This window comes from Bradyrhizobium sp. UFLA05-109, assembly GCF_054185165.1.
The window spans coordinates 119,117-142,598 of record NZ_JBBIAR010000011.1 but is presented as its reverse complement, the minus strand read 5'-3'; the positions used below and the strand labels follow the sequence as shown (position 1 = coordinate 142,598).

General features: G+C 62.4%; 28 protein-coding genes and 1 tRNA gene. 21 read left to right on the top strand and 8 right to left on the bottom strand.

Features of this window, described 5'->3' with window-relative positions:
- Positions 1 to 84: 84 nt before the first annotated feature.
- On the top strand, positions 85 to 1,131 hold the full coding sequence (locus Q3C01_RS10575) for a GlxA family transcriptional regulator (RefSeq protein ID WP_458145262.1): 1,047 nt from the start codon (positions 85 to 87) through the stop codon (positions 1,129 to 1,131).
- A 39-nt stretch (positions 1,132 to 1,170) separates the two neighbouring features.
- Here the strand turns inward: Q3C01_RS10575 and Q3C01_RS10570 are convergent, their stop codons facing one another.
- Together Q3C01_RS10570 and Q3C01_RS10565 are read right to left on the bottom strand one after the other, a co-directional pair.
- A complete protein-coding gene (locus Q3C01_RS10570) occupies positions 1,171 to 1,458 on the bottom strand; it encodes a DUF1330 domain-containing protein (protein WP_458145261.1) in 288 nt (95 codons plus the stop codon).
- Between the two features lie 94 nt (positions 1,459 to 1,552).
- A complete protein-coding gene (locus Q3C01_RS10565) occupies positions 1,553 to 2,485 on the bottom strand; it encodes a LysR family transcriptional regulator (RefSeq protein WP_458145260.1) in 933 nt (310 codons plus the stop codon).
- Positions 2,486 to 2,585: 100 nt separating this feature from the next.
- Between Q3C01_RS10565 and Q3C01_RS10560 the strand changes: the two genes are divergently transcribed.
- The 10 genes from Q3C01_RS10560 to Q3C01_RS10515 all read left to right on the top strand — a co-directional run bounded on the left by Q3C01_RS10560 (position 2,586) and on the right by Q3C01_RS10515 (position 11,327).
- Positions 2,586 to 2,912, top strand: a complete 327-nt coding sequence (locus Q3C01_RS10560; RefSeq protein WP_458145259.1) for a hypothetical protein — start codon at positions 2,586 to 2,588, stop codon at positions 2,910 to 2,912.
- A 38-nt stretch (positions 2,913 to 2,950) separates the two neighbouring features.
- Complete coding sequence (locus tag Q3C01_RS10555; protein WP_458145258.1) at positions 2,951 to 3,787, top strand: alpha/beta fold hydrolase; 837 nt, start codon at positions 2,951 to 2,953, stop codon at positions 3,785 to 3,787.
- A 172-nt stretch (positions 3,788 to 3,959) separates the two neighbouring features.
- Positions 3,960 to 4,490 carry a VOC family protein gene (locus tag Q3C01_RS10550; RefSeq protein WP_458145257.1) on the top strand — a complete coding sequence of 177 codons (531 nt, stop codon included), beginning with the start codon at positions 3,960 to 3,962 and terminating at the stop codon, positions 4,488 to 4,490.
- A gap of 39 nt (positions 4,491 to 4,529) precedes the next feature.
- Positions 4,530 to 5,051 (top strand): DUF4142 domain-containing protein, encoded by a 522-nt coding sequence (locus Q3C01_RS10545; RefSeq protein WP_458145256.1) that lies wholly within the window; start codon positions 4,530 to 4,532, stop codon positions 5,049 to 5,051.
- 10 nt (positions 5,052 to 5,061) lie between these two features.
- Entirely contained in the window at positions 5,062 to 5,382 is a 321-nt protein-coding gene (locus Q3C01_RS10540) for a cupredoxin domain-containing protein (RefSeq protein WP_458145255.1), read from the top strand.
- A 79-nt stretch (positions 5,383 to 5,461) separates the two neighbouring features.
- The gene (locus tag Q3C01_RS10535; RefSeq protein ID WP_458145254.1) at positions 5,462 to 5,932 is read left to right on the top strand and encodes a (2Fe-2S)-binding protein; all 471 of its coding nucleotides are present in this window, start codon (positions 5,462 to 5,464) and stop codon (positions 5,930 to 5,932) included.
- A gap of 2 nt (positions 5,933 to 5,934) precedes the next feature.
- On the top strand, positions 5,935 to 8,106 hold the full coding sequence (locus Q3C01_RS10530; RefSeq protein ID WP_458145253.1) for a xanthine dehydrogenase family protein molybdopterin-binding subunit: 2,172 nt from the start codon (positions 5,935 to 5,937) through the stop codon (positions 8,104 to 8,106).
- A gap of 58 nt (positions 8,107 to 8,164) precedes the next feature.
- Positions 8,165 to 8,770 carry a cytochrome P460 family protein gene (locus tag Q3C01_RS10525; protein ID WP_458145252.1) on the top strand — a complete coding sequence of 202 codons (606 nt, stop codon included), beginning with the start codon at positions 8,165 to 8,167 and terminating at the stop codon, positions 8,768 to 8,770.
- 1,300 nt (positions 8,771 to 10,070) lie between these two features.
- Positions 10,071 to 10,841 (top strand): hypothetical protein, encoded by a 771-nt coding sequence (locus Q3C01_RS10520; protein ID WP_458145251.1) that lies wholly within the window; start codon positions 10,071 to 10,073, stop codon positions 10,839 to 10,841.
- Positions 10,842 to 10,868: 27 nt separating this feature from the next.
- A complete protein-coding gene (locus tag Q3C01_RS10515; RefSeq protein ID WP_458145250.1) occupies positions 10,869 to 11,327 on the top strand; it encodes a tyrosine-type recombinase/integrase in 459 nt (152 codons plus the stop codon).
- A 270-nt stretch (positions 11,328 to 11,597) separates the two neighbouring features.
- Here the strand turns inward: Q3C01_RS10515 and Q3C01_RS10510 are convergent.
- A tRNA-Pro gene (locus tag Q3C01_RS10510) sits at positions 11,598 to 11,674 on the bottom strand.
- An 80-nt stretch (positions 11,675 to 11,754) separates the two neighbouring features.
- Here Q3C01_RS10510 and Q3C01_RS10505 point away from each other — a divergent pair.
- The 6 genes from Q3C01_RS10505 (at position 11,755) to Q3C01_RS10480 (ending at position 17,726) form a co-directional block, all read left to right on the top strand.
- The gene (locus tag Q3C01_RS10505; protein ID WP_458145249.1) at positions 11,755 to 12,732 is read left to right on the top strand and encodes an L-threonylcarbamoyladenylate synthase; all 978 of its coding nucleotides are present in this window, start codon (positions 11,755 to 11,757) and stop codon (positions 12,730 to 12,732) included.
- Positions 12,733 to 12,834: 102 nt separating this feature from the next.
- Positions 12,835 to 14,262: an FAD-binding oxidoreductase gene (locus Q3C01_RS10500; RefSeq protein ID WP_458145288.1), complete on the top strand. Its 1,428-nt coding sequence runs from the start codon at positions 12,835 to 12,837 to the stop codon at positions 14,260 to 14,262.
- Positions 14,259 to 14,714: a GNAT family acetyltransferase gene (locus Q3C01_RS10495; protein WP_458145248.1), complete on the top strand. Its 456-nt coding sequence runs from the start codon at positions 14,259 to 14,261 to the stop codon at positions 14,712 to 14,714. The genes Q3C01_RS10500 and Q3C01_RS10495 overlap by 4 nt, the downstream gene beginning before the upstream one ends.
- Positions 14,715 to 14,722: 8 nt before the next feature.
- On the top strand, positions 14,723 to 15,304 hold the full coding sequence (locus Q3C01_RS10490) for an NUDIX domain-containing protein (RefSeq protein ID WP_458145247.1): 582 nt from the start codon (positions 14,723 to 14,725) through the stop codon (positions 15,302 to 15,304).
- 283 nt (positions 15,305 to 15,587) lie between these two features.
- Positions 15,588 to 16,517, top strand: coding sequence for a glycine reductase (locus Q3C01_RS10485; protein ID WP_458145287.1), 930 nt, complete (start codon positions 15,588 to 15,590; stop codon positions 16,515 to 16,517).
- A gap of 15 nt (positions 16,518 to 16,532) precedes the next feature.
- A complete protein-coding gene (locus Q3C01_RS10480; RefSeq protein WP_458145246.1) occupies positions 16,533 to 17,726 on the top strand; it encodes a CaiB/BaiF CoA transferase family protein in 1,194 nt (397 codons plus the stop codon).
- Positions 17,727 to 17,852: 126 nt separating this feature from the next.
- Here the strand turns inward: Q3C01_RS10480 and Q3C01_RS10475 are convergent, their stop codons facing one another.
- On the bottom strand, positions 17,853 to 18,611 hold the full coding sequence (locus tag Q3C01_RS10475) for an SOS response-associated peptidase (protein WP_458145245.1): 759 nt from the start codon (positions 18,609 to 18,611) through the stop codon (positions 17,853 to 17,855).
- Between the two features lie 63 nt (positions 18,612 to 18,674).
- On the opposite strand from Q3C01_RS10475, the gene Q3C01_RS10470 reads away from it, so the two are divergent.
- The 4 genes from Q3C01_RS10470 to Q3C01_RS10455 all read left to right on the top strand — a co-directional run bounded on the left by Q3C01_RS10470 (position 18,675) and on the right by Q3C01_RS10455 (position 20,692).
- Positions 18,675 to 19,175, top strand: coding sequence for a hypothetical protein (locus Q3C01_RS10470; RefSeq protein WP_458145244.1), 501 nt, complete (start codon positions 18,675 to 18,677; stop codon positions 19,173 to 19,175).
- A 10-nt stretch (positions 19,176 to 19,185) separates the two neighbouring features.
- Positions 19,186 to 19,608: an NUDIX hydrolase gene (locus Q3C01_RS10465; RefSeq protein WP_458145243.1), complete on the top strand. Its 423-nt coding sequence runs from the start codon at positions 19,186 to 19,188 to the stop codon at positions 19,606 to 19,608.
- 54 nt (positions 19,609 to 19,662) lie between these two features.
- Positions 19,663 to 20,040, top strand: a complete 378-nt coding sequence (locus Q3C01_RS10460; protein WP_458145242.1) for a TIGR02301 family protein — start codon at positions 19,663 to 19,665, stop codon at positions 20,038 to 20,040.
- Between the two features lie 385 nt (positions 20,041 to 20,425).
- Positions 20,426 to 20,692, top strand: coding sequence for a hypothetical protein (locus Q3C01_RS10455; protein ID WP_458145241.1), 267 nt, complete (start codon positions 20,426 to 20,428; stop codon positions 20,690 to 20,692).
- A 157-nt stretch (positions 20,693 to 20,849) separates the two neighbouring features.
- Here Q3C01_RS10455 and Q3C01_RS10450 read toward each other — a convergent pair whose 3' ends face one another.
- From Q3C01_RS10450 to Q3C01_RS10435, 4 genes are all read right to left on the bottom strand, one after another.
- The gene (locus Q3C01_RS10450) at positions 20,850 to 21,167 is read right to left on the bottom strand and encodes a cupredoxin domain-containing protein (protein WP_458145240.1); all 318 of its coding nucleotides are present in this window, start codon (positions 21,165 to 21,167) and stop codon (positions 20,850 to 20,852) included.
- A gap of 10 nt (positions 21,168 to 21,177) precedes the next feature.
- Positions 21,178 to 21,711 carry a DUF4142 domain-containing protein gene (locus Q3C01_RS10445; protein WP_458145239.1) on the bottom strand — a complete coding sequence of 178 codons (534 nt, stop codon included), beginning with the start codon at positions 21,709 to 21,711 and terminating at the stop codon, positions 21,178 to 21,180.
- 88 nt (positions 21,712 to 21,799) lie between these two features.
- Positions 21,800 to 22,522 (bottom strand): RNA polymerase sigma factor, encoded by a 723-nt coding sequence (locus Q3C01_RS10440; RefSeq protein ID WP_458145238.1) that lies wholly within the window; start codon positions 22,520 to 22,522, stop codon positions 21,800 to 21,802.
- Positions 22,523 to 22,562: 40 nt separating this feature from the next.
- Positions 22,563 to 23,435: a sulfurtransferase gene (locus tag Q3C01_RS10435; RefSeq protein WP_458145237.1), complete on the bottom strand. Its 873-nt coding sequence runs from the start codon at positions 23,433 to 23,435 to the stop codon at positions 22,563 to 22,565.
- Between the last annotated feature and the right edge of the window lie 47 nt (positions 23,436 to 23,482).

Sequence of the window (23,482 nt, the reverse complement as noted above, 5' to 3'; positions counted from 1 at the left end):
GGCTTCCGACCGGCCCCGTTGACAAGCGCAAATTAGGCATGACATAACCTGTCTGAAACGACATATACCCCTGAATTTCTGCCAATGATGTCACATGACGATCCCCTCGCCCGGCAGGCGCTCTTCGTGGCTTTCGAGGGGATGGGGTTGCTCGACCTTACCGGTCCGCTCACCGTGTTCTGGTCGGCGTCGAAGTTCATGGAGCAGAGTGGCCGGCATGGCTACGCGCGGCACACGGTCAGCTTGGATGGCGGGCCGATCGTGACTGCTGAAGGCGTGGCTATCGAGACAACGCCGATTGCGCGGTTCGACAACGCGGAAATCGACACGATCATCGTTCCGGGCGCGCTGGATATGGAGCCCACGCTCGCAGATCGTCGCCTGGTGGATTGGCTGGCAGCGCACGCATCGAGGGCACGACGAACGGCGTCGGTTTGCGCCGGCGCGTTCCTGTTGGCTGAAGCCGGTCTTCTAAATGGACGTCGAGCCGCGACGCATTGGGCCTCGTGCGATCTGCTGGACCAGCGTTACGACAACCTGAGCGTGGAACGTGACGCGATCTATGTTCAGGACGGTCCGATCTGGACATCGGCGGGGGTTAGTGCGGGGATCGATCTCTCGCTTGCGCTCGTTCAGGAGGACTGTGGGCGCGAGATCGCTATGCAGGTCGCCCGCCAATTGGTGATCTACATGAAGCGGCCCGGCGGACAGTCGCAGTTCAGCGAGCTTCTGAAAACCCAGACATTGAGTTCGACGGCTTTTGAAAATCTACACATCTGGATCTCGAACAACCTCAGTAATGAACGACTGAACGTCGACCTCCTGGCAGAGCGGGTGGGCATGAGTCCCCGAAACTTTGCCCGAAGCTACAAGGCCAAAACCGGCCGGAGTCCGGCGAAAGCAGTGGAGGTATTTCGGCTGGAAGCAGCCCGACGGCTGCTTGAGGAAACCGAACAGGGCGTCGACCGAATCGCGCGCAGTTGCGGCTTCGGCGATGAGGAGCACATGCGCACGACCTTCCAACGGCACTTGGCGATTTCGCCGCGCGATTATCGGCGGCGCTTTTCGACTCGACCGGCGTCGGCGAGCGAGCACGAACCAGATGAAAATCAGGGCGGAGGTGCAACTTGAGCTGACGGCAAGGCTGGCGCGATCTCTCCTAGATCTTTGTTAGATTCCGTCAAGGATAACCAGAGTCCCGCTGGTGCTCTTGAGTCTCAAACCAATGATCTTTTGGTAGTCGGCGGACTTATACCAACCTTCAGCCGACTCGCGTGACGGAAATTCAATGATCACAGTGCCGGGATGCTGCCACTGACCTTCGAGCACCGTCAGCTTGCCACCGGCGGCGATGAACTGACCCCCGAACGCTTTGACAGTAGCGCCAACCTGCTTTCGATACTCTGCAAACATCGCGTCATCGTGAACCGTCTCTGCCGCAATCAAGTAGGCTTTCATCTGACACGTCTCCGAGCTAACGAGTTCGCCGCACAACCCCTGCCAAGATGACATCAGGTCAGGGCGGCGCTTGCCGCCCTTCGAATTCCGCCTCTCACAACTCCGCGACCAGCTCGACCACCATCCGCCGGAACCAGATATGGGCGGGGTCGCGATCGTAAGACGCATGCCACAGCAGCGATACCTCAACCTCGCGCAACTCCACCGGAGGCGGGCTAAGGCCAAGCCCGAATTCGGTGGCGAAAAGGCGAGCCAATCGCGCCTGCATGGTTACGACGACGGGTGCGTGCGCCACGAGGGACGGGACCGTGAGGAAACGTGGCGTGGTCAGGACGACATTTCGCCGCAACCCGACCTTTTCCAGCGCCTCGTCCACAATGCCGCGCACGCTGCGCCCGGGCCTCAGGCTGGTCAGAACATGAGGAAGCCGCACGTAGTCCTCTAGCGAGATCGGAGGGACGATCTTCGTCCTCTCAGCGCTAAACATGCACAAAAAGCCCTCGGTGAACAGCAGACGCCGCTTGTGATGGACCTGCCCCTGCGGGAACACATCGTAGCCGATTGCGAGGTCCAGTTCGTCAGCGTCAAGTTCATCCAGGAGCCGGGACGAGTCGATGTTGTAGAGCCGCAGGTGGATGCCAGGCGCGACCTCGCGCATGCGCGCGAGAAGCCTCGGGACAATCAGAATTTCCATGCTGTCCGGCAATCCGAACCTGAAGGTTCGCACCGCCGTTGCGGGGTCGAATGCTTCGTCTCGCGCCACCAGCGTCTGGATCTGGGTCAGCGTGGCCCGCACCGGCTCAGCCAACGTCACCGCCCGCGGGGTGAGGCGCAGGCCTTCTGGCCCCCGTGTCAGAAGCTCATCATCGAACAGCTCCCTCAGGCGCGCGAGGTTGTGGCTCATCGCAGACTGACTAATGCCGACGCGGACCGCAGCGCGCGTGACACTGCGTTCCGTGAGCAGCGCATCGAGGTAAACAAGAAGATTCAGGTCGATATGGCCGAGATTGACGGCATCGATACTCATCATCGATCCAACTTGTTTGATCGATGATCATAGCCCGACCATCTCCGGCGGCAAGAGAGCGACGGGCATCGGCCCGCCGCCCAAACCAAAGGAGATTCCAATGTCGATCCGCAGCACTCTTTTTGCCGCCGCACTAACCGTGGCCTCGCTGGGGTCCGCTCACGCCAACGACCTGCGCCCGATTGCGGCCCAAAGCATCGGTCTCGCCGACGTGTCCGGCGTCGCCTACTACACCGTTGAGCCCGACGGATTCCATGTCGTCACCACGCTGGCACAGGGCGAGGCCGGGACGCCGATCCGCATCGTGTCCGTTCTGGCGCCAGGCCAGCGCGTGGTTCTCTCAACAGCGCACCAGTTGGACGCTCTCGAAATCAGCCGGACAGGCGACAGAGTGCAGGTCCGCAAGGCAACCGCAGCCTCCAATTGAATCCATCAAGTCGTTCAACAATCATCATGGAGAGCATTATGAGCAAGGATCTTGCCGATATGGGCAAAGTCGAGACAGCCACGATTGACGGCCTGCAAATTCGGTTCGCCCGTACGGGCGCGAGCGCAGGGGTGCCCGTGTTGCTGACCAGTCCCTGGCCGGAAAGCATCTACGCTTTTCGGGGCGCTACCGCAGAACTCGGCAAGCATTCCCCGTTGCTCCTCATCGATCTGCCGGGATTTGGCCGATCAGAGGGACGCGCCGACCTGTTTTCGCCTGAAGCAATGGGCAACTTCATCATCAAGGTGGCCGATCACTTCGGAATTGAGCGAATGCATGCGATCGGACCGGACGTGGGAACGACGGCGTTGCTCTTTGCAACCGCGCGCAAGCCGAAGCTGTTCGAAAGCCTGGTGGTTGGAAGCGGCGCAACGAGCCCCGACCTCGCGGCAAGCCACCTGACGGACCTGATCAACTCTCCCGTCGGCGCGTTTGCCGAAACCGAAGGCGGCGATATCGGCGCAGGATTCGTCGCGCAGTCTGCGGTGCGCAAGACACCCCCCGCTGTGCTTGAAGACTACCGATTGTCTTCGGCGGGCCGGCGGTTCGAGGACGCGGCCAATTTCGTCCGCGCCTACCCACGCGATTTACCGCGACTGCGGCAGTTACTCCCGAGCATCGAGACGCCCGTGCTGATCATTGCCGGAAAAAACGATCCGATCGTGCCACCGCCGAATGGGCAGCTGCTCGCCGATCATCTTCCGCACAACCGCTACACCCTTCTCGAAGGCGGTCACCTCATCTGGGAGGACGCACCCGAGGAATATGCGAGCCAGGTCTCCGCGTGGCTCAAGGCTGGATATCGGTCTGTCTGAATCTCACCCTCGCCCGTGTCGCGGCATCTGCTCATACCATCAGTAAGAGACGATATGAGCGGGTTGAGAGTTCCGGCGCCCCCGCGGTCTCCCTAGCTACAAGTTCAAGTTCTGGTTGGTCAGCGCCGACCCTACAGGCGGCGTTGCTTCAGTAAACATCTGGAGAACTATCATGGGTACCGAAATTGACATGAAGCTCGAAGTTGTCGTCATTCCCGTCTCGGATGTCGATCGCGCCAAACGCTTTTATAGCGACTTGGGTTGGAGGCTCGACCTCGACTACACTGCCGGGGATGATTACCGGGTGATCCAGTTCACGCCGCCAGGCTCTGGATGTTCGATCATGTTCGGGAGAAACGTGACCGCGGCTGCGCCCGGCTCGGCGAATGGACTCCACCTCATCGTCTCCAACATCATGGCCGCTCGCGACGAACTGCTCCGTCGCGGCCTGGCAACTAGCGAGCCATTTCACGACGCCGGCGGCGTGTTCCACCATGCCAGCGCGGAAGGCCTAAGCAGCGGCCCAAATCCGCAGCGAAAAAGCTACGCCTCGTACGCCTCGTTCAGCGATCCGGACGGCAACGGCTGGGTACTGCAAGAGGTCACTGCGCGGCTGACCGGACACATTGACGAAGGCGACACAAGCTTCACCCCCGAGCTCACGAACGCCGTCCGACGTGCGGAAGTCGGCAACCGCCCTTGAGATCCAGCTACCCATCAAATCATCCACAGGAGAAACATCATGTTAGTTCGATTTGGCGCAGCGGTCGTCGCGATAACGCTATTGAACAGCCCGGTGCTGGCGCAGAACGGCAAGCTCACCGACCCGCAAATTGCTCATATCGCCTACACCGCCGGCGTGATCGACGTCGCCGCCGGAAAACAGGCTTTGTCGAAAGCTCGCGACAAGGAGGTCAGGGCGTTTGCGGACAACATGGTGCGCGACCACGAAGCGGTCAATCAACTTGCGCTCGACCTGGTCAAGAAGCTCAACGTGACGCCCGAAGACAACGACACCAGCAAGGCTTTGTCCAAGCAGGCCGCCGACAAATCGGCCGAGCTCGGCAAGCTGAGCGGGGCGGCCTTTGACAAGGCTTATGTCGCCAACGAGATCGCCTATCACAAGGCAGTCAACGCCGCGCTCGAAACGCTGCTGATTCCATCGGCAAATAATGCCGAACTGAAGGGGCTGTTGCAGACTGGCCTCAAGATATTTCAGGGCCACGAGCAGCATGCCGAGCATATCGCGGCCAGCCTGAAGTAGGAGATCTTCCATGCGGCCTGGACGCGCTCGTCTCATCGTTGCCTCGCTCATCTGTTGTGCGATCGTCACTCCCGTGCGCGCGGCAACGGTCCAGATCACCATGGAGAATATGGAGATCAAGCCGGCCGAGGTGTCGGCCAAAGCGGGCGACACCATCGAATGGATCAACAGGGATGTCTTCGCCCATACCGCAACGGCGAAGAGCGGCGATTTCGACGTGATGCTCCCGCCGAAGCAAACGGCCTCATTTGTCGTGAAGAAGACGGGGACCGTCGACTATTTCTGCCGATACCATCCCAACATGAAGGCGGTGCTCAAGGTAGAGCCGTAGCCTCACTCTTGGTGGAAGCTGACAAGCGTCCTCAAGATCCAGCTCGCGATTTTGTTTTACGACGGCAAGGAGAAAGATCATGGCTTTCACGATTACTGTCAACGGAAGCACGCGCACAGTCGATGTCGACGGCGACACACCGCTGCTCTGGGTGCTGCGCGACGTCCTCGGCATGACCGGGACGAAGTTCGGCTGCGGCATGGCGCTGTGCGGCGCTTGCACGGTGCATATCGATGGGTCTCCTGCCCGCTCCTGCATCACATCGGTCGACAGCATCGGCGATTCCAAAGTCACGACGATCGAGGCGATCGGCGCAACGCCGACGGGCGCCAAGGTCCAGAAGGCCTGGCTTGATCATGAGGTGGCGCAATGCGGGTACTGTCAGTCCGGTCAGATCATGTCGGCCTCGGCGCTGCTCGCAAGCAACCCGCATCCGACCGACGCCGACATCGATGACGCTATGAGCGGCAACATCTGCCGCTGCGGGACCTATGTGCGCATCCGCCAGGCCATCAAGGTTGCCGCACAGGCGGCCGGCAAGGAGGGCTGATCATGATTCTCGATCGTATCGCATCGCGCGCCCACGACACCAATCTCTCGCGGCGCAACTTCCTGGTCGCCGGTGCCGCTGCCGGCGGCGGACTGATGTTGAGCCTGAGCTTGCCTTTCGGACGTGGCGAGGCCGCAGCCGCCGACAGCTTCGCGCCGAATGCCTTCATCCGCATCGGCAGCAACGGCGAGATCGTTCTGACCATGCCCTATGTCGAGATGGGCCAGGGCACCTACACGTCGATACCAATGCTGATCGCGGAGGAGCTGGAGGTGAACCTGAAGCAGATTCGTCTCGAACATGCACCGCCGAACGAGAAGCTGTACGTCAATCCGATGCTGGGTGTACAGGCGACCGGCAATTCGAATGCGATGCGCGGCGGATGGAAGCCGATGCGCCAGGCCGGCGCTACGGCGCGGATGATGCTGATCGCAGTCGCCGCCAAACGCTGGGCGGTCGACGCCAAGACGTGCCGGGCGCAGGACGGCACCGTGATCCATGATGCGACGGGGCGTCGCCTGACATATGGCGATCTCGCCGCAGACGCCGCGCTGATACCGGTGCCGCAAGACGTCCCCTTGAAACGGCCGGAAGAGTTCAAGCTGATCGGCACGCGCGCCCAACGGCTCGATGCTCCTGGAAAGGTCAATGGCTCGGCGATGTACGGCATCGATGCGCGTCCGCCAGGCGTTAGGATCGCGACCTTGGCGCAGTCGCCGGTGTTCGGCGGGCGTCTGAAGAGCGTCGATGACTCGGCAGCCAAGGCGGTGAAGGGCGTGCGGCAAATCGTTCGTCTCGACGACGCCGTTGCCGTCGTCGCCGACCATATGGGTGCAGCAAAGAAGGGGCTGGAGGCGCTCAAGATCGAATGGGACGAAGGTCCCAATGCCGGGCTCAACTCGGCGGATATTACCCGCCAACTCGAGCAGGCGACACTCAAACCGGGTGCCGTCGCGCAGAAGATCGGCGACGCCGACAAGGCGATGAATGAGGCCGCCACCAAGGTCGAGGCGACTTATCAGATTCCGTTTCTTGCGCACGCCACGATGGAACCGATGAACTGCACAGTGCACGTCCGCAAGGACGAGTGCGAGATCTGGATCGGGACGCAGGCGATCGCGCGATTGCAGGCATTTGCCGCCAAGGCTGCCGGCCTGCCCGTCGAGAAAGTCATCGTCCACAATCACCTGATCGGCGGCGGATTCGGTCGGCGACTGGAAGCCGATATGGCCGTGCGCGCCGTTCAGATCGCGCAGCAAGTCGATGGCCCCGTGAAAGTCGTGTGGACCCGCGAGGAGGACATCCAGCACGACATGTACCGGCCCTACTGGTTCGATCGCTTGTCGGCGGGCCTCGACAAGGACGGCAAGGTGACTGCCTGGAAGAATCGCTACGCCGGTCCATCCGTGATCGCGCGGTGGCTGCCGCCGGCCTACAAGGACGGTCTCGACCCGGATTCGACGGAGGGCGCGATCGGTCTTGTCTACGGCCTGCCGAACCTGCACGTCGAATTTGTGCGGACCGAGCCGCAAGGCGTTCCTACCGCGTTCTGGCGAAGCGTCGGTCCGTCGCACAATGTGTTCGTCACTGAAAGCTTCATTGACGAGCTGGCCGCCGCGGCCAAGCAGGATCCGATTGCCTATCGTCGCGCGCTGCTCGATCACAATCCGCGCGCGAAGGCGGTGCTCGATCTCGCTGCCGAGAAATCCAACTGGGGCCAGCCTTTGCCCAAGGGATATGGCCGCGGTGTCTCGATACAAAACGCGTTCGGCAGCATTTTAGCCCAAGTTGCCGAGGTCGAGGTGGCCAAGGACGGCTCGGTGCGCGTGCATCGTGTGGTCTGCGCGATGGATTGCGGCACGGTGGTCAATCCCGACACGGTCGAGGCGCAGCTTCAGAGTGGAGTCATGTTCGGCACGACAGCGGCGCTCTATGGCGAGATCACCATCAAGAACGGCCGGGTCGAGCAGTCGAACTTCGACACATATCAAATCCTGCGCATGAACGAGGCACCTGCTGTCGAGGTTCATCTCGTCAAGAGTTCGGAGCCACCCGGCGGCATGGGCGAGAACGGCGTGTCCGCGATGGTGCCAGCCATCGCCAATGCCGTATTCGCGGCCACGGGAAAACGGCTGCGCAAGATGCCCGTCGATTCCAACCTGCTCAAAGCCTGATTGCGGCGAAGGTTTCGATCATGCGCCAAGCTCCTCAAGAAATGCGGAGGAATTGATCATGCGGATGATAAGAGCACTTTGCGCGGCAGGATTCTCGGCAGTGGTCACTATCGCAGTGATGTCATCACTCTCGGCCAGCGGCCAGTCGAGGCCCGAGCCCGTCGCGGACGCACACGGTAATCTGCATGTGCCGAGCGCCTATCGAACCACGTATGAGTTTTTGGGTACCTGGGCGGCGGCCGCCGACCAAGGCCCGGGTTCGCAAGAACTTCACGTCGTCTATGCTTCGCCCGGAACCATCACGGCCTATCGAACAAGCGGACGTTTTCCAGACGGCACAGTGCTCGTGAAAGAAGTGTTCGGGGCAGCTACCGGGCAAATGACCACTGGCACGATCAGCCATTCCGACAGCCTGAAGGGTTGGTTCGTCATGATGAAGGACAGCAAGGGTCGTTATGCCGCGAACAAGCCTGTTTGGGGTGACGGCTGGGGTTGGTCTTGGTTCGATGCTGGTAACCCGTCGACCAACTCGCGTTCGCTTCCCCTCCCGGGCGGCGGCGTGGCCGCGACACTCGACTATCGAGACAATTGCAAGAGCTGCCATCAGCCAGCAGAAACGACAGACTGGATCTACGTTGACGGATACCCGCCGCTGAAGCGCTAGAAGGGCTTTGAACAGCAAGGCTCGATTCGACGAGACGAGCCTACTACTCTTCTCATCTTGGCATCAGTTATGCGCTGGATGACGGGGCCGCGAAGAGCACGATAGAGGACCATCAGAAGTCAAGAAAACAACCATGCTTCGCTTGAAGCAGCCGACATCTTGCTTATGGAAAGAGCGAACTTGGGCGGTTCGGGCCCTCCCCGCGCGATGCCTGCATTGCGAGCTAGGCGCGCATCTCTTAGCGACACGTCCTTGACCGAGCCTACGCCGAGCCAGTGCTGCTTGCCCTCCTTTTAGTACCTGTAATTTCAGTTCTTCAATGTGGCGCTTCGCAACGAAATCGAGCGGCTGGAGCTTGCGAGCCGTCTGTTTTTCCTTCGAGAGATCCATCCTCCGAACCCACAGCCAAAACCTACGGTTTGGGCGGAGATTAGCCGTACCATGGCGGCTAACTGCAATAGACTTGATCGCGCTACTCGTTGTTTTTGCTGTCGATTCGAACAATGGGAAACAGGGGAGTAGAGCGCAGTGACGGAAGAACCCTCTTCCGAACCCACGACCAAAAAATGCAGTTTGCCGGCCGATAGCGCGTTGATTTTGCTGCGGATTCGGAAAATCGGATACAGGGAGTACTGTAGCGTGGCGGAGAGAGTGGGATTCGAACCCACGGTCGAGGATTATGGCGCTAAACTTGAGCAAGATGTCAGCTATCCCTTTGAGGCGAGAGATTGAAAGCTGGCCAACCGCACCAATTTCGCACAAGAAACGACGTAAACAAACCAGGACAAACGCGATCAAAATCAACCGAAAACGCAGCAAAAGCAACGAAGCTGATCGATAGTCTGCCGCTGATAACGGTCTGGTTGCAGGTTCGCATCGGTAACCAACCTAGCCGTCGGATAGTACTGTCCCGGCTTGCAAAATCCGATTGTCCCATCTGCACTCTGAAGCCGCCGATTGCCGCACTCGCCAACAGGCAGCCTTTCTCGAAAAGCAAATCCCCCATACACGTAACTTAGCGGTCAATTCAAAGGCCTCGCCTTCCTGAGTGCCTCGTCCAAGACATGCCGAAGCGTAAGATCGACAAGCTCGCCCGCGCGAAAGCGCGCCCTGATCCCGCTCAATGGAACGAGGACGAAGTAATGACCCTCGTCGAAGCCGCCGTCGTATTTTTTCCACATGGTCCATTGACCTTGTCATCGTTGCGGAGAGCGGCGGCGACTGGGACTCTTGAAATTGCCAAAGTGGCAGGCAAAGATTTGACCACACCTCGCGCCATCCGCAAACTGGTCAAGCCGTCATGCCGGGCCGCAAAGCCAAGCCGCCACGACTCTGGTTCCGAGAGGACGATGAAACCTGGATCATCCTCGACCGCGGCCGGCAAATCCGCACAGGCTGCGGCCGCGACGACATTGACGGCGCTGCGAAGGCGCTCGAAAGCTACATCGGCGAACGGCATACCAGCACAATCGGCGCCACCGACCCCAGCGTCCTCGCCATAGCTGACGTCCTTACCGCTTATGAAATTTCAAAGCGCCCCAAGGACAAAAGCGACCAGCGAGCATGGGCGCAGCACGACTTGCTGCTCATTCGTTTGCTAGACCTCAATAACTTCTTTGGCGACAAGACTGTCAGCGAAATCAAAGCCCAGCTCTGCCGCGATTTCGTAGAATGGTCCATGGGCACGCCGAACGACAACAACAGCAAAGCCGACATCAAGCCTCGCAACGGCACGGTCTCAGACCAGACCGCGCGACGCCGACTTGAGGATTTGCGGGCTGCAGTCAACAAGTATCACGCGGAACACACACTCGGCGTGGTGCCAAAGATCACCCTGCCTCCAAAGGCAGAGGGGCGTCACCGATGGCTGACACGCAATGAGGCCGCGCGATTGCTTGGCGCAGCCATTGGCTTCGTGTGGGACGATGAGCGAGGGACCTGGAAACGCAGGGAAGATGGCATGCTTTTGAGACGTGATCGCTGGATGATCCGTCGCCGCTGTCCGGCTGCGCGCTTCACCCTTGTTGGTATCTACAGTGCCCGCCGCGAAGAGACGATCCGCCGCACATAGTGGCTGCCGACAACGACCCATCCCTGGATGAATCTGGATGCAATGGTGTATCAGGGCAAAGGAGCCTTGGAGCGGTCAACCAAGAAGCGACGACCGCCCGCAAAGATCGCAAGCCGGCTTCGCCCTCACCTGATCCGTTGGCGGAAGATCGACCAGGCGCGCTCGTCCGACCTCCGAGCGGCGGGCCTCATGAAGGACGGCGAGCAGATACGTTTCGTCGTCAACCGCATACACGATGGCCAGCCGCTTGCCGGCAAGATCAGATCGGCATGGGAGGGGATACTGGAGGATGCGGGGCTGGGTGATGACGTGGTTCGCCACTCCCTGCGCCACACCGCGGCGACTTGGCTCATGCAAGCAGGCGTCGATATGTGGGAAGCCGCTGGCTGGCTTGGGATGACCGTGGAGCAACTGGAGGCCAACTATGGCCATCATCACCCAGATTTCCAGGAAGAGGTCGCGGAGGCGTTTGGAGGAAGGCGCTGAGCTGAACTCCTATCGCCGCGGGCTATTCGCGCGCGGAGGTCAGCCAAAATAAGTCTGGAGGGAGGACGTCCGCCACGGCCCATTTTCCCTCGCGTTCCCCGATCGTCATTTTTCCGGCTTCCAGCGTGTAAGATCGTCGCGAATCCGCTTTATCTGCTCCCCGACGCCTTGGCGTAAGCCTTAAGGTCGACGGGCATGGCTGCCGTGCCCGAAATCATTGCGCATTTCATTGCGCCCAAAAAACATCGAAACTATAAGTACTTGAAATAATGGTCGGAGTGGCAGGATTCGAACCTGCGACCCCTGCGTCCCGAACGCAGTGCTCTACCGGGCTGAGCCACACTCCGACAAGAAGGCGGCTTATAGCGTCGGGTTCGGCACACCGCAAGCGGCCGATTTGAGGAATTTTGTCCCAGTGAAAACGGGCTTGACCACCCAGATTCTGCAGGCCGGACCGGCCGCTACTGACGCCGCTGCGCGAGCGCTTGCCGCAGGCCTGCTGGTCGCGTTTCCGACCGAGACGGTCTACGGATTGGGTGCTGATGCCGCCAACGCGACCGCGATCGCCCATCTCTATGCCGCCAAGGGCCGCCCCGCCTTCAATCCGCTGATCGCTCATGTCGCCGACCTCACGGCGGCGAAGCGCATCGGGCGGTTCGATTCGTGCGCCATCCGACTCGCGGAAGAATTCTGGCCGGGGCCGCTTACGCTGGTGGTGCCAAAGAGCGCAGGCTGTCCGGTCGCTGATCTCGCGACCGCCGGGCTCGATACGGTCGCAATCCGGATTCCCGCCCACCCGGTGGCGCAGGCGATCCTGCGTGCCTTCGGCGGGGCGGTAGTGGCGCCGTCGGCGAACATCTCCGGCCATGTCTCGCCGACGCTGGCGGCGCATGTGGAAGGCGATCTTGCGGGGCGGATCGACCTGATCGTCGACGGCGGGCCCGTCGAGGTCGGCGTCGAATCGACGATTCTCGGCTGCTTCGAGACGCCGATGCTGCTTCGCCCCGGCGGATTGTCGCGCGAAAAAATCGAGGCCGCGCTCGGCGCGCCGCTGGCGCGGCCGCCGCAGGATGTCGAAAGCGACGACAGCCAGCCGCTGGCGCCCGGCATGCTCGCCTCGCATTACGCGCCGCGCGCCGCCGTACGGCTCATTGCGCACGACGTCGCGCCCGGCGAGGCCCTGCTCGCCTTCGGACCAGCCGTGCTGCCCGGCATCGAACAGGCGGCAAGCGTCATGAACTTGTCAGCGAGCGGTGATCTCGATGAAGCCGCCGCCAATCTGTTCGGCCATCTTCGCGCCCTCGATGCGAAGAGCCCGCGCGCCATCGCGGTGATGCCGATCCCCGAGGAAGGGCTCGGCGAAGCGATCAACGACCGGCTGCGGCGCGCAGCGGTCGCGCGGTAGCACATGATCCGGACCGGAGGGCCGCGTTAGCGCAAAGTGTGCAGCGGTTTTCCGATAGGATCATGTGCAATAGAATGGATTGCGATGAAGAAAGAAGAAGAGATGAACGTCACGACACCTGCCGTCGCTCCGCTTGCGCCCGAGCTGATCGAGAAATTTCGCGCCATCGTCGGCGCCAGATATGCCGTGACCGACCCGGCGGACATCGAGCCGTACCTCACCGAGGAGCGCAACCTGTTTCATGGCCGTTCGCCGCTGGTGCTGCGGCCCGCGACGACTGCGGAAGTCTCCGCCATCTGCAAGCTCGCCTCAGAACACAAAATCGCGCTCGTGCCGCAGGGCGGCAACACCGGGCTCGTCGGTGGCCAGACCCCGCACAATGGCGAGGTGGTGGTGTCGCTGCGTCGGCTGGACAAGATCCGCGAGGTCGACACCGCCTCCAACACCATGACCTGCGAGGCCGGCGTGGTGCTGCAAATCGCGCAGCAGAAGGCGGCCGAGGTGGATCGGCTGTTCCCGCTCTCGCTGGGCGCGGAGGGAAGCTGCACGATCGGCGGCAATCTCTCGACCAATGCCGGCGGCACCGCCGCGCTCGCCTACGGCGTTGCGCGCGAGATGGCGCTGGGGCTCGAGGTCGTGCTGGCTGACGGGCGCGTGCTCAACGCGCTGTCGAAGCTGAAGAAGGACAACACCGGCTATAACCTGCATAACCTCTTCATCGGCGCCGAAGGCACGCTCGGCATCATCACCGCGGCGACCCTCAAGCTGTTTCCGAAGCCGCGAGCGATCGAGACCGCATTCGTCGGGCTGAAATCGCCGGCACAGGCGCTGAAGCTACTGACCATCGCGCAAGGCGAAGCCTCGAACGCGCTGACGAGCTTTGAGCTCCTGGCGGAAATGGCGGTCGACTTCTCGATCCGCCACGGCATCGACGTGCGCGATCCGCTGGAGCAAAAGCATCCCTGGTACGTGCTGATGGAATTGTCCTCGCCGCGCGACGACGCGCGCGCGATGCTGGAATCGATCCTATCTCGCGCGATGGAGGAGGAGATCGTCGACGACGCCGTGATCGCCGCGAACCTGACGCAGCGCGCCGGCTTCTGGAAGCTGCGCGACGAGATGTCGGCGGCGCAGAAGCCGGAGGGCGGCTCGATCAAGCACGACATCTCCGTACCCGTCGCGGAGGTGCCTGCCTTCATCGCGGAGGCTGATGCCGCCGTGGTCAAGCTGATCCCCGGCGCGCGGCCGGTGCCGTTCGGCCATCTCGGCGACGGCAATCTGCATTACAACGTCAGCCAGCCGATCGGGGCCGATGCTGCCGACTTCCTTGCCCGCTGGCACGACGTCAACACGGTCGTGTTCGAGATCGTGCTGCGTTTGGGCGGCTCGATCTCGGCCGAGCACGGCATCGGCGTGCTCAAGCGCGACGAACTGCCCGACGTGAAGGACAAGACCGCGATCGAACTCATGCGGCAGGTCAAGGCAATGCTCGACCCATTTGGAATCATGAACCCCGGAAAAGTGCTGTGAACGTGTCCGTCTCCCCTCTCCCGCTCGCGATCGCTCAAATCGCGGATGCCGATGTCGAAACCGTCGTCGCGCTGTGGCAGCGCTGCGGTCTGACACGACCCTGGAACGACCCGCATGCCGATATCGCGCTCGCGCGGCGCGAGGCGAATTCGACCGTGCTGATCGGACGGAACGGCAATGCGATGGTGGCCAGCGCGATGGTCGGTCATGACGGCCATCGCGGCTGGATCTATTACGTCGCGGTCGATCCCGATTTCCGCAAGCGCGGCTATGGCAGCATCATCATGGCTGCGGCCGAGGACTGGCTGCGCAATGCCGGCATCGCGAAACTCCAGCTCCTGGTCCGCCGCGAGAACAAGCAGGCCGGCGCGTTCTACACTTCCCTCGGCTTCGAAGAGTCAACGTCGGTGATGTTCGCCAAATGGCTCGACGGCCGCGACCCTACTCCTTAGAGGCCTCCATGTCCGTTTCCGACCGTGTCCGCGTCAAAGACGTCCGCCTGCTCTCGGACAAGAAGTACATCCTGAAAGCGACGACCTTCGAGTGGCGCCGCAACAATGGGGAATGGCAGACGCAAACCCGCGAGGTCTATGACCGCGGCAACGGTGCGACGCTGTTGCCTTACAACCGCAAGCGGCGCACCGTCGTGCTGGTGCGGCAATTTCGCTATCCCACATTCGTCAACGGCTATGACGACCTGCTGATCGAAGCCGCCGCCGGCATGCTCGACGACGCCGATCCCGAAGCGCGCATCCGCAGCGAGGCCGAGGAGGAGATCGGATATCGCCTGCACGATGTCCACAAGGTATTCGAGGCCTTCATGACCCCCGGCGCGCTAACGGAGAAGCTGCACTTCTTCGTTGCCGAATACGAGCCGGAGATGAAGATCGGCGACGGCGGCGGCCTCGAACACGAAGGCGAGGAGATCGAGGTGCTGGAGATTTCGATCGACGAGGCGCTCGCAATGATCGCCGACGGCCGCATCGTGGATGCAAAGACCATCATGCTGCTGCAGTATGCGGCGCTGCATGTGTTTCGCTGAGCTTGCTTACCCTCCCCTGGAGGGGGAGGGTCGCCGCGAAGCGTCGGGATGATCTCTCCACACTGGCAGTTTTCGATGCGGAGCGACCTTCACCCCACCCCCGCTCGCGCTGCGCGCGATCGACCCTCCCCCTCCAGGGGAGGGTAAGAGGCAGCGTCGGCGCGGCCCCACCTACGACTGCAATTCTGATCTGCATCACCCCGCTCGCTGTTGAGCAAATCGCCGACTATCTCTACTCTGTCCGCAACGAGAACGAGAGGAGACGCGCCCAATGTCGGCTTCCATGTCAGCTCCGCGCGACGATGAATTCGGCTTTGCGCCCGACTACGACGCTCCCATCCCCTATATGCAGCGGACGCGCGATTACTACTCGGCCATCGGCTACACCACGCCATATCGCTGGGCGCATTATGTCGACGCGCCGTTCCAGCCGCTGAAGAAGAGGCTCTCGCAATCGCGCGTGACCATCATCACCACGGCCGCGCCTTACGATCCGACCAAGGGCGATCAGGGGCCGGGGGCGGCGTACAATGGCGGGGCAAAGTTCCACAAGGTCTATGACGGCGACACCACGCAACCGCACGATTTGCGCATCTCGCACATCGGCTACGACCGCAAGCACACGAGCGCGACCGACAGCGGTACCTGGTTTCCACTGCCGCAGCTCCTGAAGGCCTCCGCCGCGGGGCGCATCGGCGAGGTGAGCCCGCGCTTCTTCGGTGCGCCAACCAACCGCAGCCATCGCGTCACCCTCGACACCGACGCGCCGGAGATTCTGGCGCGCTGCCTCGCCGACGAGGTCGATGTTGCAGTCCTGGTACCGAACTGTCCGGTCTGCCACCAAACCTCCGCGCTGGTCGCTCGGCATCTCGAGGAGAGCGGTATTCCCACCGTCATTATGGGTTGCGCCAAGGACATCGTCGAGCATGCCGCCGTGCCGCGCTTTTTGTTCTCCGACTTCCCACTCGGCAATTCCGCCGGCAAGCCGCATGATGCCGCCTCGCAGGCGCAGACGCTGGAGCTGGCGTTGAAGCTGCTCGAGTCCGCCAGTGGCCCGCGCACCACGATGCAATCGCCGCTGCGTTGGAGCGAGGACGCTTCCTGGAAGCTCGACTACAACAACGTCGCGCAACTCAGCGCTGAGGAGCTTGCGCGGCGGCGCGCCGAGTTCGACAAGCAGAAGGAGATTGCGCGCGGCAACCGTGCGGCCTGACGGGAGAAGCGCGCCGTGACGAGGCCCTTTGAAGGCGTCAAGATCCTCGACTTTACGCAAGTGCTGGCGGGCCCCTATGCGAGCTACCAGCTCGCGCTGCTGGGCGCAGACGTCATCAAGGTCGAGCGGCGCGAGGGCGAGGACATGCGCCGCACGCCGCTCAGCCGCGAATGGGCGGAGCGCGGGCTCGCGCCCGCGTTCCAGGCGATCAACGGCAACAAGCGCAGCCTGACGCTCGATCTGCAAAAGCCGGATGCGATCGCAATCGTGAAAAGGCTCGCCGCGCAGGTCGATGTCGTCATGGAGAACTTTCGCCCGGGTGTGATGGACAAGCTTGGCATCGGCCATGAGGCGCTGTCCGCGATCAATCCGAAGCTGATCTACTGTGCCGTATCCGGCTTCGGCCAGACCGGCCCCGACCGGCTGCGCCCCGGCTATGACGGCAAGATACAGGCGCTCTCCGGCATCATGGCGATCACGGGCCATCCCGAGACCGGACCGACACGTGCGGGCTTTGCGGTTTGCGACGTCCTTTCGGGCGCGACCGCGGCGTTCGCCGTCTCCAGCGCGCTCTATCAGCGCGACCGCACCGGCAAGGGGCAGCTCGTCGACGTCTCCATGCTGGAGGCGACGCTGGCGTTCCTGTCGGGCCAGATCGCGGACTGGTCGGTCGTGGGGCATCGCCAGCAGCTTTCGGGCAACCAGGCCGTCAGCCGCAAGACCACCGCGAACCTGTTCAGGTGCGGCGACGGCTACATCCTGCTCGCGGTCAACAGCGAGAAGCAATACCGCGCACTGATGACGGCCCTCGGCCGCGCCGACACGCTATGCGATCCGCGCTTTGCCGACTGGTTTTCCCGGAACGAGAATGAGCCCGCGCTACGCGCGATCATCGAGGAGGCGCTGGCGACGAAGAGCCCACGCGAATGGGAGACGCTTTTGGAGGACGCGGGCGCGCCCTGCGCCAGCATCTGGACTATCGAGGAGATCATCGACCATCCGCAGATCGTTGCGCGCGGCGCGATCCAGGAGCTCGACACGCCCTACGGCCGCGTGCGCTTCGCCGGCAGCGGATTCAAACTGGCGCACGGCGGCGGCAAGCTCGACCACATGGCGCCGGAGCTGGGCGCGGATACGGATGCGGTGCTGGGCGAGCTGGGTTTTGACGCAGCGGAGATCGCGGAGCTGCGGGCGCGGGAGATCGTGTAGACTGCCGCCGCAAACTCCGCAGCTGTAGGGTGGGCAAAGCGAAGCGTGCCCACCATCGCGTATCGCGAACGGGAGAGATGGTGGGCACGGCGCGTTGCGCCTTTGCCCACCCTACGACGCCTGCAATCAGAATAACGATCCCTGCCCGTCATCGGGCGACACGCCCACGGCTTTTCGCGCCGCGCGCTTCGGCTTCGGCGCTTCCGCCTCCATCTCTTCGGCGCTGATCGGCAGCAAAAGCTGCGCGTCGTCGTTGGCGACGCGGTTGACGCGGGTGGAGACCGGGTGCCAGGCGAATTCGCCAATGCGCGGGGCAGCCATCAGCGGCAGAATCCCATCGAGCTCGTCGCCGCGGCAGTCGAGCCATCGCTCGAAATCGTCAGGCGAAATCGTCACCGGCACGCGGTCATGCAGCGTGGCGAGGTCATCGCTCGCGGCGGCCGTGACGATCGCGACCGTGTCGAGCTCCTCGCCGTTCGGCCCGACCCAGGTCTCGAACACCGCGGCAAAACCGAGCGGCTGCCCATCGGCACGATGGATGAAATAGGGCTGCTTGCGGCCGTCCACTGCCTTCCATTCGTAGTAACCGTCGGCCGGAATCAGGCCGCGGCGCCTCCGAATCGCGTTCTTGAATGCGGGCTTTTCCAGCACCGTCTCCGAGCGCGCGTTGATCAGTAACGTAAAACCACGGGGATCCTTCACCCAGGTCGGCAGCAACCCCCAGCGCATCAGCTGGAAATGCCGCGCGCCCTTGTCGACCAGCACCACTGGAATCGGTTGTGTGGGGGCGACGTTGTACCGTGGCGGGAAATTCGGCTGCTCGAGGTAGCCAAAGAGTTGCCGCAAAGCCGCCGGGGCCGAGGTTATGACAAAGCGTCCGCACATCCTTGAGGGCCTATATGGGGTCCGTTCAGCACCTTTTAACCCCCAACGTCAACACTGTGGCCGATGAGCTCAATGGTCTCCGAACCCGCGCGGACTCTTGTAGTGACGGGCCCCGAGGCGGCGGCCTGGGCTGAGCGGCTGCGCGTGGCCAACATCAACCCACGGACCGGACTTGCCACCGACTATCTGAACCATTTCAATGAAGCCGTCATGCTGCTCGAAATGGTCCCGGACATGCCGGAATGCGCCGAAGACTTCTTGACCTGGACGCCATTGTCCTATGCCGAACATTTCACGGCCTCGAACTTCAAGGCGCGCGATCTCGCGATCGAGGCCTATGAGAAAGCCGCTCCCGACGTGCGCGCCCAGTTCGACCACATCACCGACACCATGACCTCGATCCTGACCGCGGTCGGCTCGGCCATGCGCGAGGTGGAAAAGGACGCCACGCGCGTCAAGCTTGCCGAGCAGGCCACGCTCTGGGTCAAGCCGCTGATCGCGGCCTGCGGCGGCATCATCAACGGCGGCGCGGAAGCCGACGTCGATACCATCATGTCGAATTGAGGCGGGCACCGTGCAGCCGAGCCATCCCCAGCTCGCGGTCAGCGCCGCGATTTTCCGCGACGGCAAGGTGCTGCTGGTTCGACGCGCCCGCTCGCCGGCCAAGGGCTTTTATTCGCTGCCGGGCGGCCGGGTCGAATTCGGCGAATCGCTGCATCAGGCACTGACGCGCGAGGTCGACGAGGAAACCGGGCTGGCGATCGACATCGTCGGTCTTGCCGGTTGGCGCGAGGTGCTGCCGTCGACGGGGGGCGCCGGCCACTACCTGATCATGTCCTTTGCAGCGCGCTGGACGGCCAGGGAGCCGGTTCTGAATGAGGAGCTGGACGATTTCCGCTGGCTCGCTCCCGACGCGCTGGGCAGCCTCGGCGACCTCAAGCTGACCGGTGGGCTGGACGAAATCATCCATGCCGCAAAGCGCCTGATCGCGCCCTGACGGCAAGGGCGGCTGCCTTGCGTCTGCCGCCCTTAAGGGGCATACACGCCCCCGATGTCCAAGCGATTTCCGGCCGTTTTGGCCCTGATTCTTGCCTGCGCCGTCCTGCCCGCCCGGGCCCAGGACGCGGCGGCGCCGTTCGACGGCGACTTGCAGCGGCTGGCGGAAATCCTCGGCGGCCTGCACTATCTGCGCGGCATCTGCGGGGCCAACGAAGGCAACAAATGGCGCAACGAGATGCAGGCGCTGATCGATGCCGAAACCCCCTCCGGCGAGCGCCGCACCCGCATGATCGCCGGCTTCAACCGCGGCTATAATGGTTTTCAGCAGACTTACCGGAGCTGTACGCCGGCCGCCACGGTAGCGATCCGCCGCTACATCGAGGAAGGCTCCAAAATCTCCCGCGACCTCACGGCGCGTTACGCGAACTGAATTGCCGACGCCTTCAACTGCCAACCCTGATCCTGACAGCTTGTGAGGTTTCTCGTTCTTCCGGGGCGCGACCAACGGATCTGCGCAAAGCGCGGCCCGATGACAGGCTCCGTCGCGAGCCCGGAAATCCATTGGGCCGCAGAAACCGCCGAACGATGGATTCCGGGCCCGCGCCTGATGGCGCGTCCCGGAATGACAAGAGTGAGGTGGACGCGCCTCCTCACCATGAGATTGGCACTACCGGATGTGTCGCCGGAGCAACTCATCCACATTGTTCGGCTCCGTTAACCTTTCCTAAAGATGTGGCCTAGGCGGCGTTAATCTGCGTGCTACACCTCTCACGCAGCGCATCGCCGTGGATTGCGCCTCCAGCCATTCGAGTTTCATGAGCATTCCCGTGTCCTTCGCCCCCGCCCGCGCGCCGCTGCCCGATCACGAGCAGAAGCAGGCTGCGCTCAGCTATCTCAACGAGGCCTGGGCGGAAGCGCGCCATGACGGCGTCGACGGCGACTGTCTCGCGCAGGCGAGCCTGTTCGCAGCGCTTGCCGAGCTCGTCGGCACCTATGGCGAGGACGCGGTGGCGAAGTTTGTCGAGGGCTTTCCCGCGCGCATCCGCAACGGCGAATTCTCGATCGCACTCGCCAAGCAATAGCTAAAAATCACCCCGCCGGAGGAAGCGGGGCGAAGTGGCGGCTGAATGAAAGGTCGCGATGGCTACGCCCATCGTCGCACGAAAGCGCGCATCTTAAGATAAGCAATAGCCCGCGACCGTCCGGGAGTATTCCCCCGAACCCGCCCGGGAAAATACCTCAGGGCGCGATCTCGAGCGTCGCCTTCATGTTAGGGTGATAGCGACAATAATACTCCACTGTCCCCGCCTTCTTCACGACAAAGGTCGCCGATTTCTTCGCCGGCAGGTTCACGTCGAAGTCGCCATTCCTCGCCGTCGCCGTGTGGGCCAACACGTCCTTGTTGACCCACTCGATGGTGTCGCCGACCTTCGCAGAAACGTCGGCCGGCAATATCTCGAGATTCTCCATCGATATCTGCACGGTCGCGGCACGCGCCGGGAGGAGCATCGACGCGAGCATGATTGCGGCCATCGCCAGCAGCCGTCCCGGCATCATCGCCTCCTACCTATTTCAGCTCGGCCGCGACGTGCTCGGCATGCTGCTCATGGCCCTGGAAGATCTTCAAGCCGGTTTGCAGCAGGCCCTTCAGCTCCGAATTGTCCGCGGAGGGAATGAGCTGGGTCTCCAGCGCGCTGTCGACTGACTTGTGGTAGGCGACCTCGTTGTCGACATAGGCCTTGTCGAAGTCCGCGCCTTTGAGCTTCGAAAGCTCGGCGAGCTTGTCGTTCGCCTGCTTCGTGAGCGTGCGGCTCGTGTCGTTGTCTTCGGGTGTCACCTTCAGCTTCTTCACCAGCGCGAGCGCCTGCTTGTTCACTGCCTCATGGTCCCGCACCATGTCCTGCGCGAACGCTTTCACGTCCTTGTTCTTGGCTTTCTTGAGAGCCTGTTTGGCGGCGTTGATGTCGATCACGCCCGCAGTGTAGGCGATATGGGCGATCTGCGGATCGGTCGGCTTGTCAGCCGCTCCCGCGCCTTGCACGTAGCCAGGGCTGACAAAAAGGGCGATCGTGGCGATCGCAGCGCTCCATCGGATGAACATGGCTTGACACTCCTGTGGTGCCGGAACTCATCCGGCGTATGACCTGCACAGGAGTTGGATGGGACATTCCGGCAAAGGTTCCCAAGAATTACGCGCCCATTGCGAGCCGCTTCAGCACGGCTTCGGTCAGACGTTCACACCGCTGGCCGGCGAACGGGAATGCATCCATCACCACCGGCCCAATCTTCTTCTCGACGTTCTCGCGCAGCATCGTGCGAGCGCGATGCAGCCGCGTCTTCACGGTCTCAGGCTTGACGGCTAGCAGCTCCGCGGTCTCCTCGATGGTCATGCCCTCCATCACGCGCGCGATGAAGACCATGCGGAACACATCAGGCAGCTCATCGACCGCATGCTCGACGACGCGCTGGATTTCACGTTGGGCCATGGATTTTTCCGGATCGCCTGCGGCGGAGGACACGGGAAACTGGATGATCTGGGCTTCGAGCGCTGCCTCGGGCAGCGCACCGAGCTCGACATGCACCTTCCGGCTTCTCACCCGGCCGAGCGCCTCGTTGATTGCAATGCGCGACAGCCAGGTCGACAGGCCGGATTCGCCGCGAAAGCCGTCGAGATGCGTGAACGCCCGAACATAGGTCTCCTGCACCACATCCTCGGCCTCGCTGTCGTTGCGCAGGATGCCGCGGGCGAGCCGGTAGAGCCTGCGGTTATTGGCTTGCATGATCGTGCGCAGGGCGGCCTCGTCGCGGGCCTTGGCGCGCTCAACCAGCTTGGCCTCGGCCAGGTCTGTGGCTTCCGATATTGCAGCGCGATGGATGGCGGTCACGGGCTCGTCTCCAGCTTTTCCGGACATTGGATGCAGGCCCGCCGAAAAGGTTCCCGCCAATCTACTCTCAGCCCGTCTCGATTGGCAGCTCGGAATCCCTGGCCCATTCGCCCATGGAACCGTCGTAGAGCGTGAGCTTGTCGTAGCCGAGCTGCGCCAGCAGCAAGAGATCGATGGTCGCGGAGATGCCGCCGCCGCAATAGCAGATCACGTTCTTGTCGCGCGTGATGCCTTGGCTTGCGAACTTCGGCTCGGCATCGGCAAGCGTGGTTAGCGTCTTGTCGGCGACATCGACGAGCGCTGCGGCCGGCACGTTCACGCTGCCAGGGATGCGGCCGGACCGGCCATAGCGGCTCGGTTCCAGTCCTCGATGAAACTGTGGTCCAAGCGCATTGACGATGATCGTGGAAGGATCGTCGATCCGCGCGAGCACGGCGGATTTGTCGATGAAGAAGCCTTCACGCCGCGCGGCCTTGAATGTCGTCGCCGGATAACCGCTCGGCGCCCCCTGCTCGACCGATCGCCCTTCGGCCTTCCATTTGTCAAAGCCACCGTCCAGCACACGCGCATCGACGCCGAGCGAGCGCAGCATCCACCAGAACCGTGTCGCCCACATCATGCTGCCGATGCTGTAGAGCACGATTGTCTTCGACGCATCGAGGCCATGGCGGCCGAACGCGGCTTCGAGCTGCTCCGTGCCCGGCATCATGAAGCGCAGATGCGTCGACGTGTCGGAGAACTCACCTTGCAGGTCGAGGAAGTCGGCGCCGGGGATATAGCCGGCCTCAAAGCTCCTTCGGCCGGACACGACGAGATAAGGATCGCTGCTGCCTTGCGGCGCGGGCTCGAGATAGGTCGTGCAGTCGTAAAGGCGGAGGTTCGGCTGGCCGAGCATGGCCGCGAGTTGCTCGGTGGAGACGAGGGACGATGGCTTGGTCATTGGGCGCTCTCCCAATTTCTGCTTGTACGTCCCGTGACACTGTCATT

What these genes read in the sequence shown, in the direction of transcription:
- Q3C01_RS10455 (WP_458145241.1), top strand. Translation starts at nt 20,426, where the DNA reads ATGAGCATTCCCGTGTCCTTCGCCCCCGCCCGCGCGCCGCTGCCCGAT.
- Q3C01_RS10445 (WP_458145239.1), bottom strand. Translation starts at nt 21,711, where the DNA reads ATGTTCATCCGATGGAGCGCTGCGATCGCCACGATCGCCCTTTTTGTC.
- Q3C01_RS10555 (WP_458145258.1), top strand. Translation starts at nt 2,951, where the DNA reads ATGAGCAAGGATCTTGCCGATATGGGCAAAGTCGAGACAGCCACGATT.
- Q3C01_RS10570 (WP_458145261.1), bottom strand. Translation starts at nt 1,458, where the DNA reads ATGAAAGCCTACTTGATTGCGGCAGAGACGGTTCACGATGACGCGATG.
- Q3C01_RS10440 (WP_458145238.1), bottom strand. Translation starts at nt 22,522, where the DNA reads ATGTCCGGAAAAGCTGGAGACGAGCCCGTGACCGCCATCCATCGCGCT.
- Q3C01_RS10475 (WP_458145245.1), bottom strand. Translation starts at nt 18,611, where the DNA reads ATGTGCGGACGCTTTGTCATAACCTCGGCCCCGGCGGCTTTGCGGCAA.
- Q3C01_RS10530 (WP_458145253.1), top strand. Translation starts at nt 5,935, where the DNA reads ATGATTCTCGATCGTATCGCATCGCGCGCCCACGACACCAATCTCTCG.
- Q3C01_RS10575 (WP_458145262.1), top strand. Translation starts at nt 85, where the DNA reads ATGATGTCACATGACGATCCCCTCGCCCGGCAGGCGCTCTTCGTGGCT.
- Q3C01_RS10515 (WP_458145250.1), top strand. Translation starts at nt 10,869, where the DNA reads ATGAATCTGGATGCAATGGTGTATCAGGGCAAAGGAGCCTTGGAGCGG.
- Q3C01_RS10535 (WP_458145254.1), top strand. Translation starts at nt 5,462, where the DNA reads ATGGCTTTCACGATTACTGTCAACGGAAGCACGCGCACAGTCGATGTC.
- Q3C01_RS10435 (WP_458145237.1), bottom strand. Translation starts at nt 23,435, where the DNA reads ATGACCAAGCCATCGTCCCTCGTCTCCACCGAGCAACTCGCGGCCATG.
- Q3C01_RS10485 (WP_458145287.1), top strand. Translation starts at nt 15,588, where the DNA reads ATGTCAGCTCCGCGCGACGATGAATTCGGCTTTGCGCCCGACTACGAC.
- Q3C01_RS10470 (WP_458145244.1), top strand. Translation starts at nt 18,675, where the DNA reads ATGAGCTCAATGGTCTCCGAACCCGCGCGGACTCTTGTAGTGACGGGC.
- Q3C01_RS10545 (WP_458145256.1), top strand. Translation starts at nt 4,530, where the DNA reads ATGTTAGTTCGATTTGGCGCAGCGGTCGTCGCGATAACGCTATTGAAC.
- Q3C01_RS10565 (WP_458145260.1), bottom strand. Translation starts at nt 2,485, where the DNA reads ATGAGTATCGATGCCGTCAATCTCGGCCATATCGACCTGAATCTTCTT.
- Q3C01_RS10550 (WP_458145257.1), top strand. Translation starts at nt 3,960, where the DNA reads ATGGGTACCGAAATTGACATGAAGCTCGAAGTTGTCGTCATTCCCGTC.
- Q3C01_RS10525 (WP_458145252.1), top strand. Translation starts at nt 8,165, where the DNA reads ATGCGGATGATAAGAGCACTTTGCGCGGCAGGATTCTCGGCAGTGGTC.
- Q3C01_RS10540 (WP_458145255.1), top strand. Translation starts at nt 5,062, where the DNA reads ATGCGGCCTGGACGCGCTCGTCTCATCGTTGCCTCGCTCATCTGTTGT.
- Q3C01_RS10520 (WP_458145251.1), top strand. Translation starts at nt 10,071, where the DNA reads ATGCCGGGCCGCAAAGCCAAGCCGCCACGACTCTGGTTCCGAGAGGAC.
- Q3C01_RS10450 (WP_458145240.1), bottom strand. Translation starts at nt 21,167, where the DNA reads ATGATGCCGGGACGGCTGCTGGCGATGGCCGCAATCATGCTCGCGTCG.
- Q3C01_RS10490 (WP_458145247.1), top strand. Translation starts at nt 14,723, where the DNA reads ATGTCCGTTTCCGACCGTGTCCGCGTCAAAGACGTCCGCCTGCTCTCG.
- Q3C01_RS10500 (WP_458145288.1), top strand. Translation starts at nt 12,835, where the DNA reads ATGAACGTCACGACACCTGCCGTCGCTCCGCTTGCGCCCGAGCTGATC.
- Q3C01_RS10460 (WP_458145242.1), top strand. Translation starts at nt 19,663, where the DNA reads ATGTCCAAGCGATTTCCGGCCGTTTTGGCCCTGATTCTTGCCTGCGCC.
- Q3C01_RS10560 (WP_458145259.1), top strand. Translation starts at nt 2,586, where the DNA reads ATGTCGATCCGCAGCACTCTTTTTGCCGCCGCACTAACCGTGGCCTCG.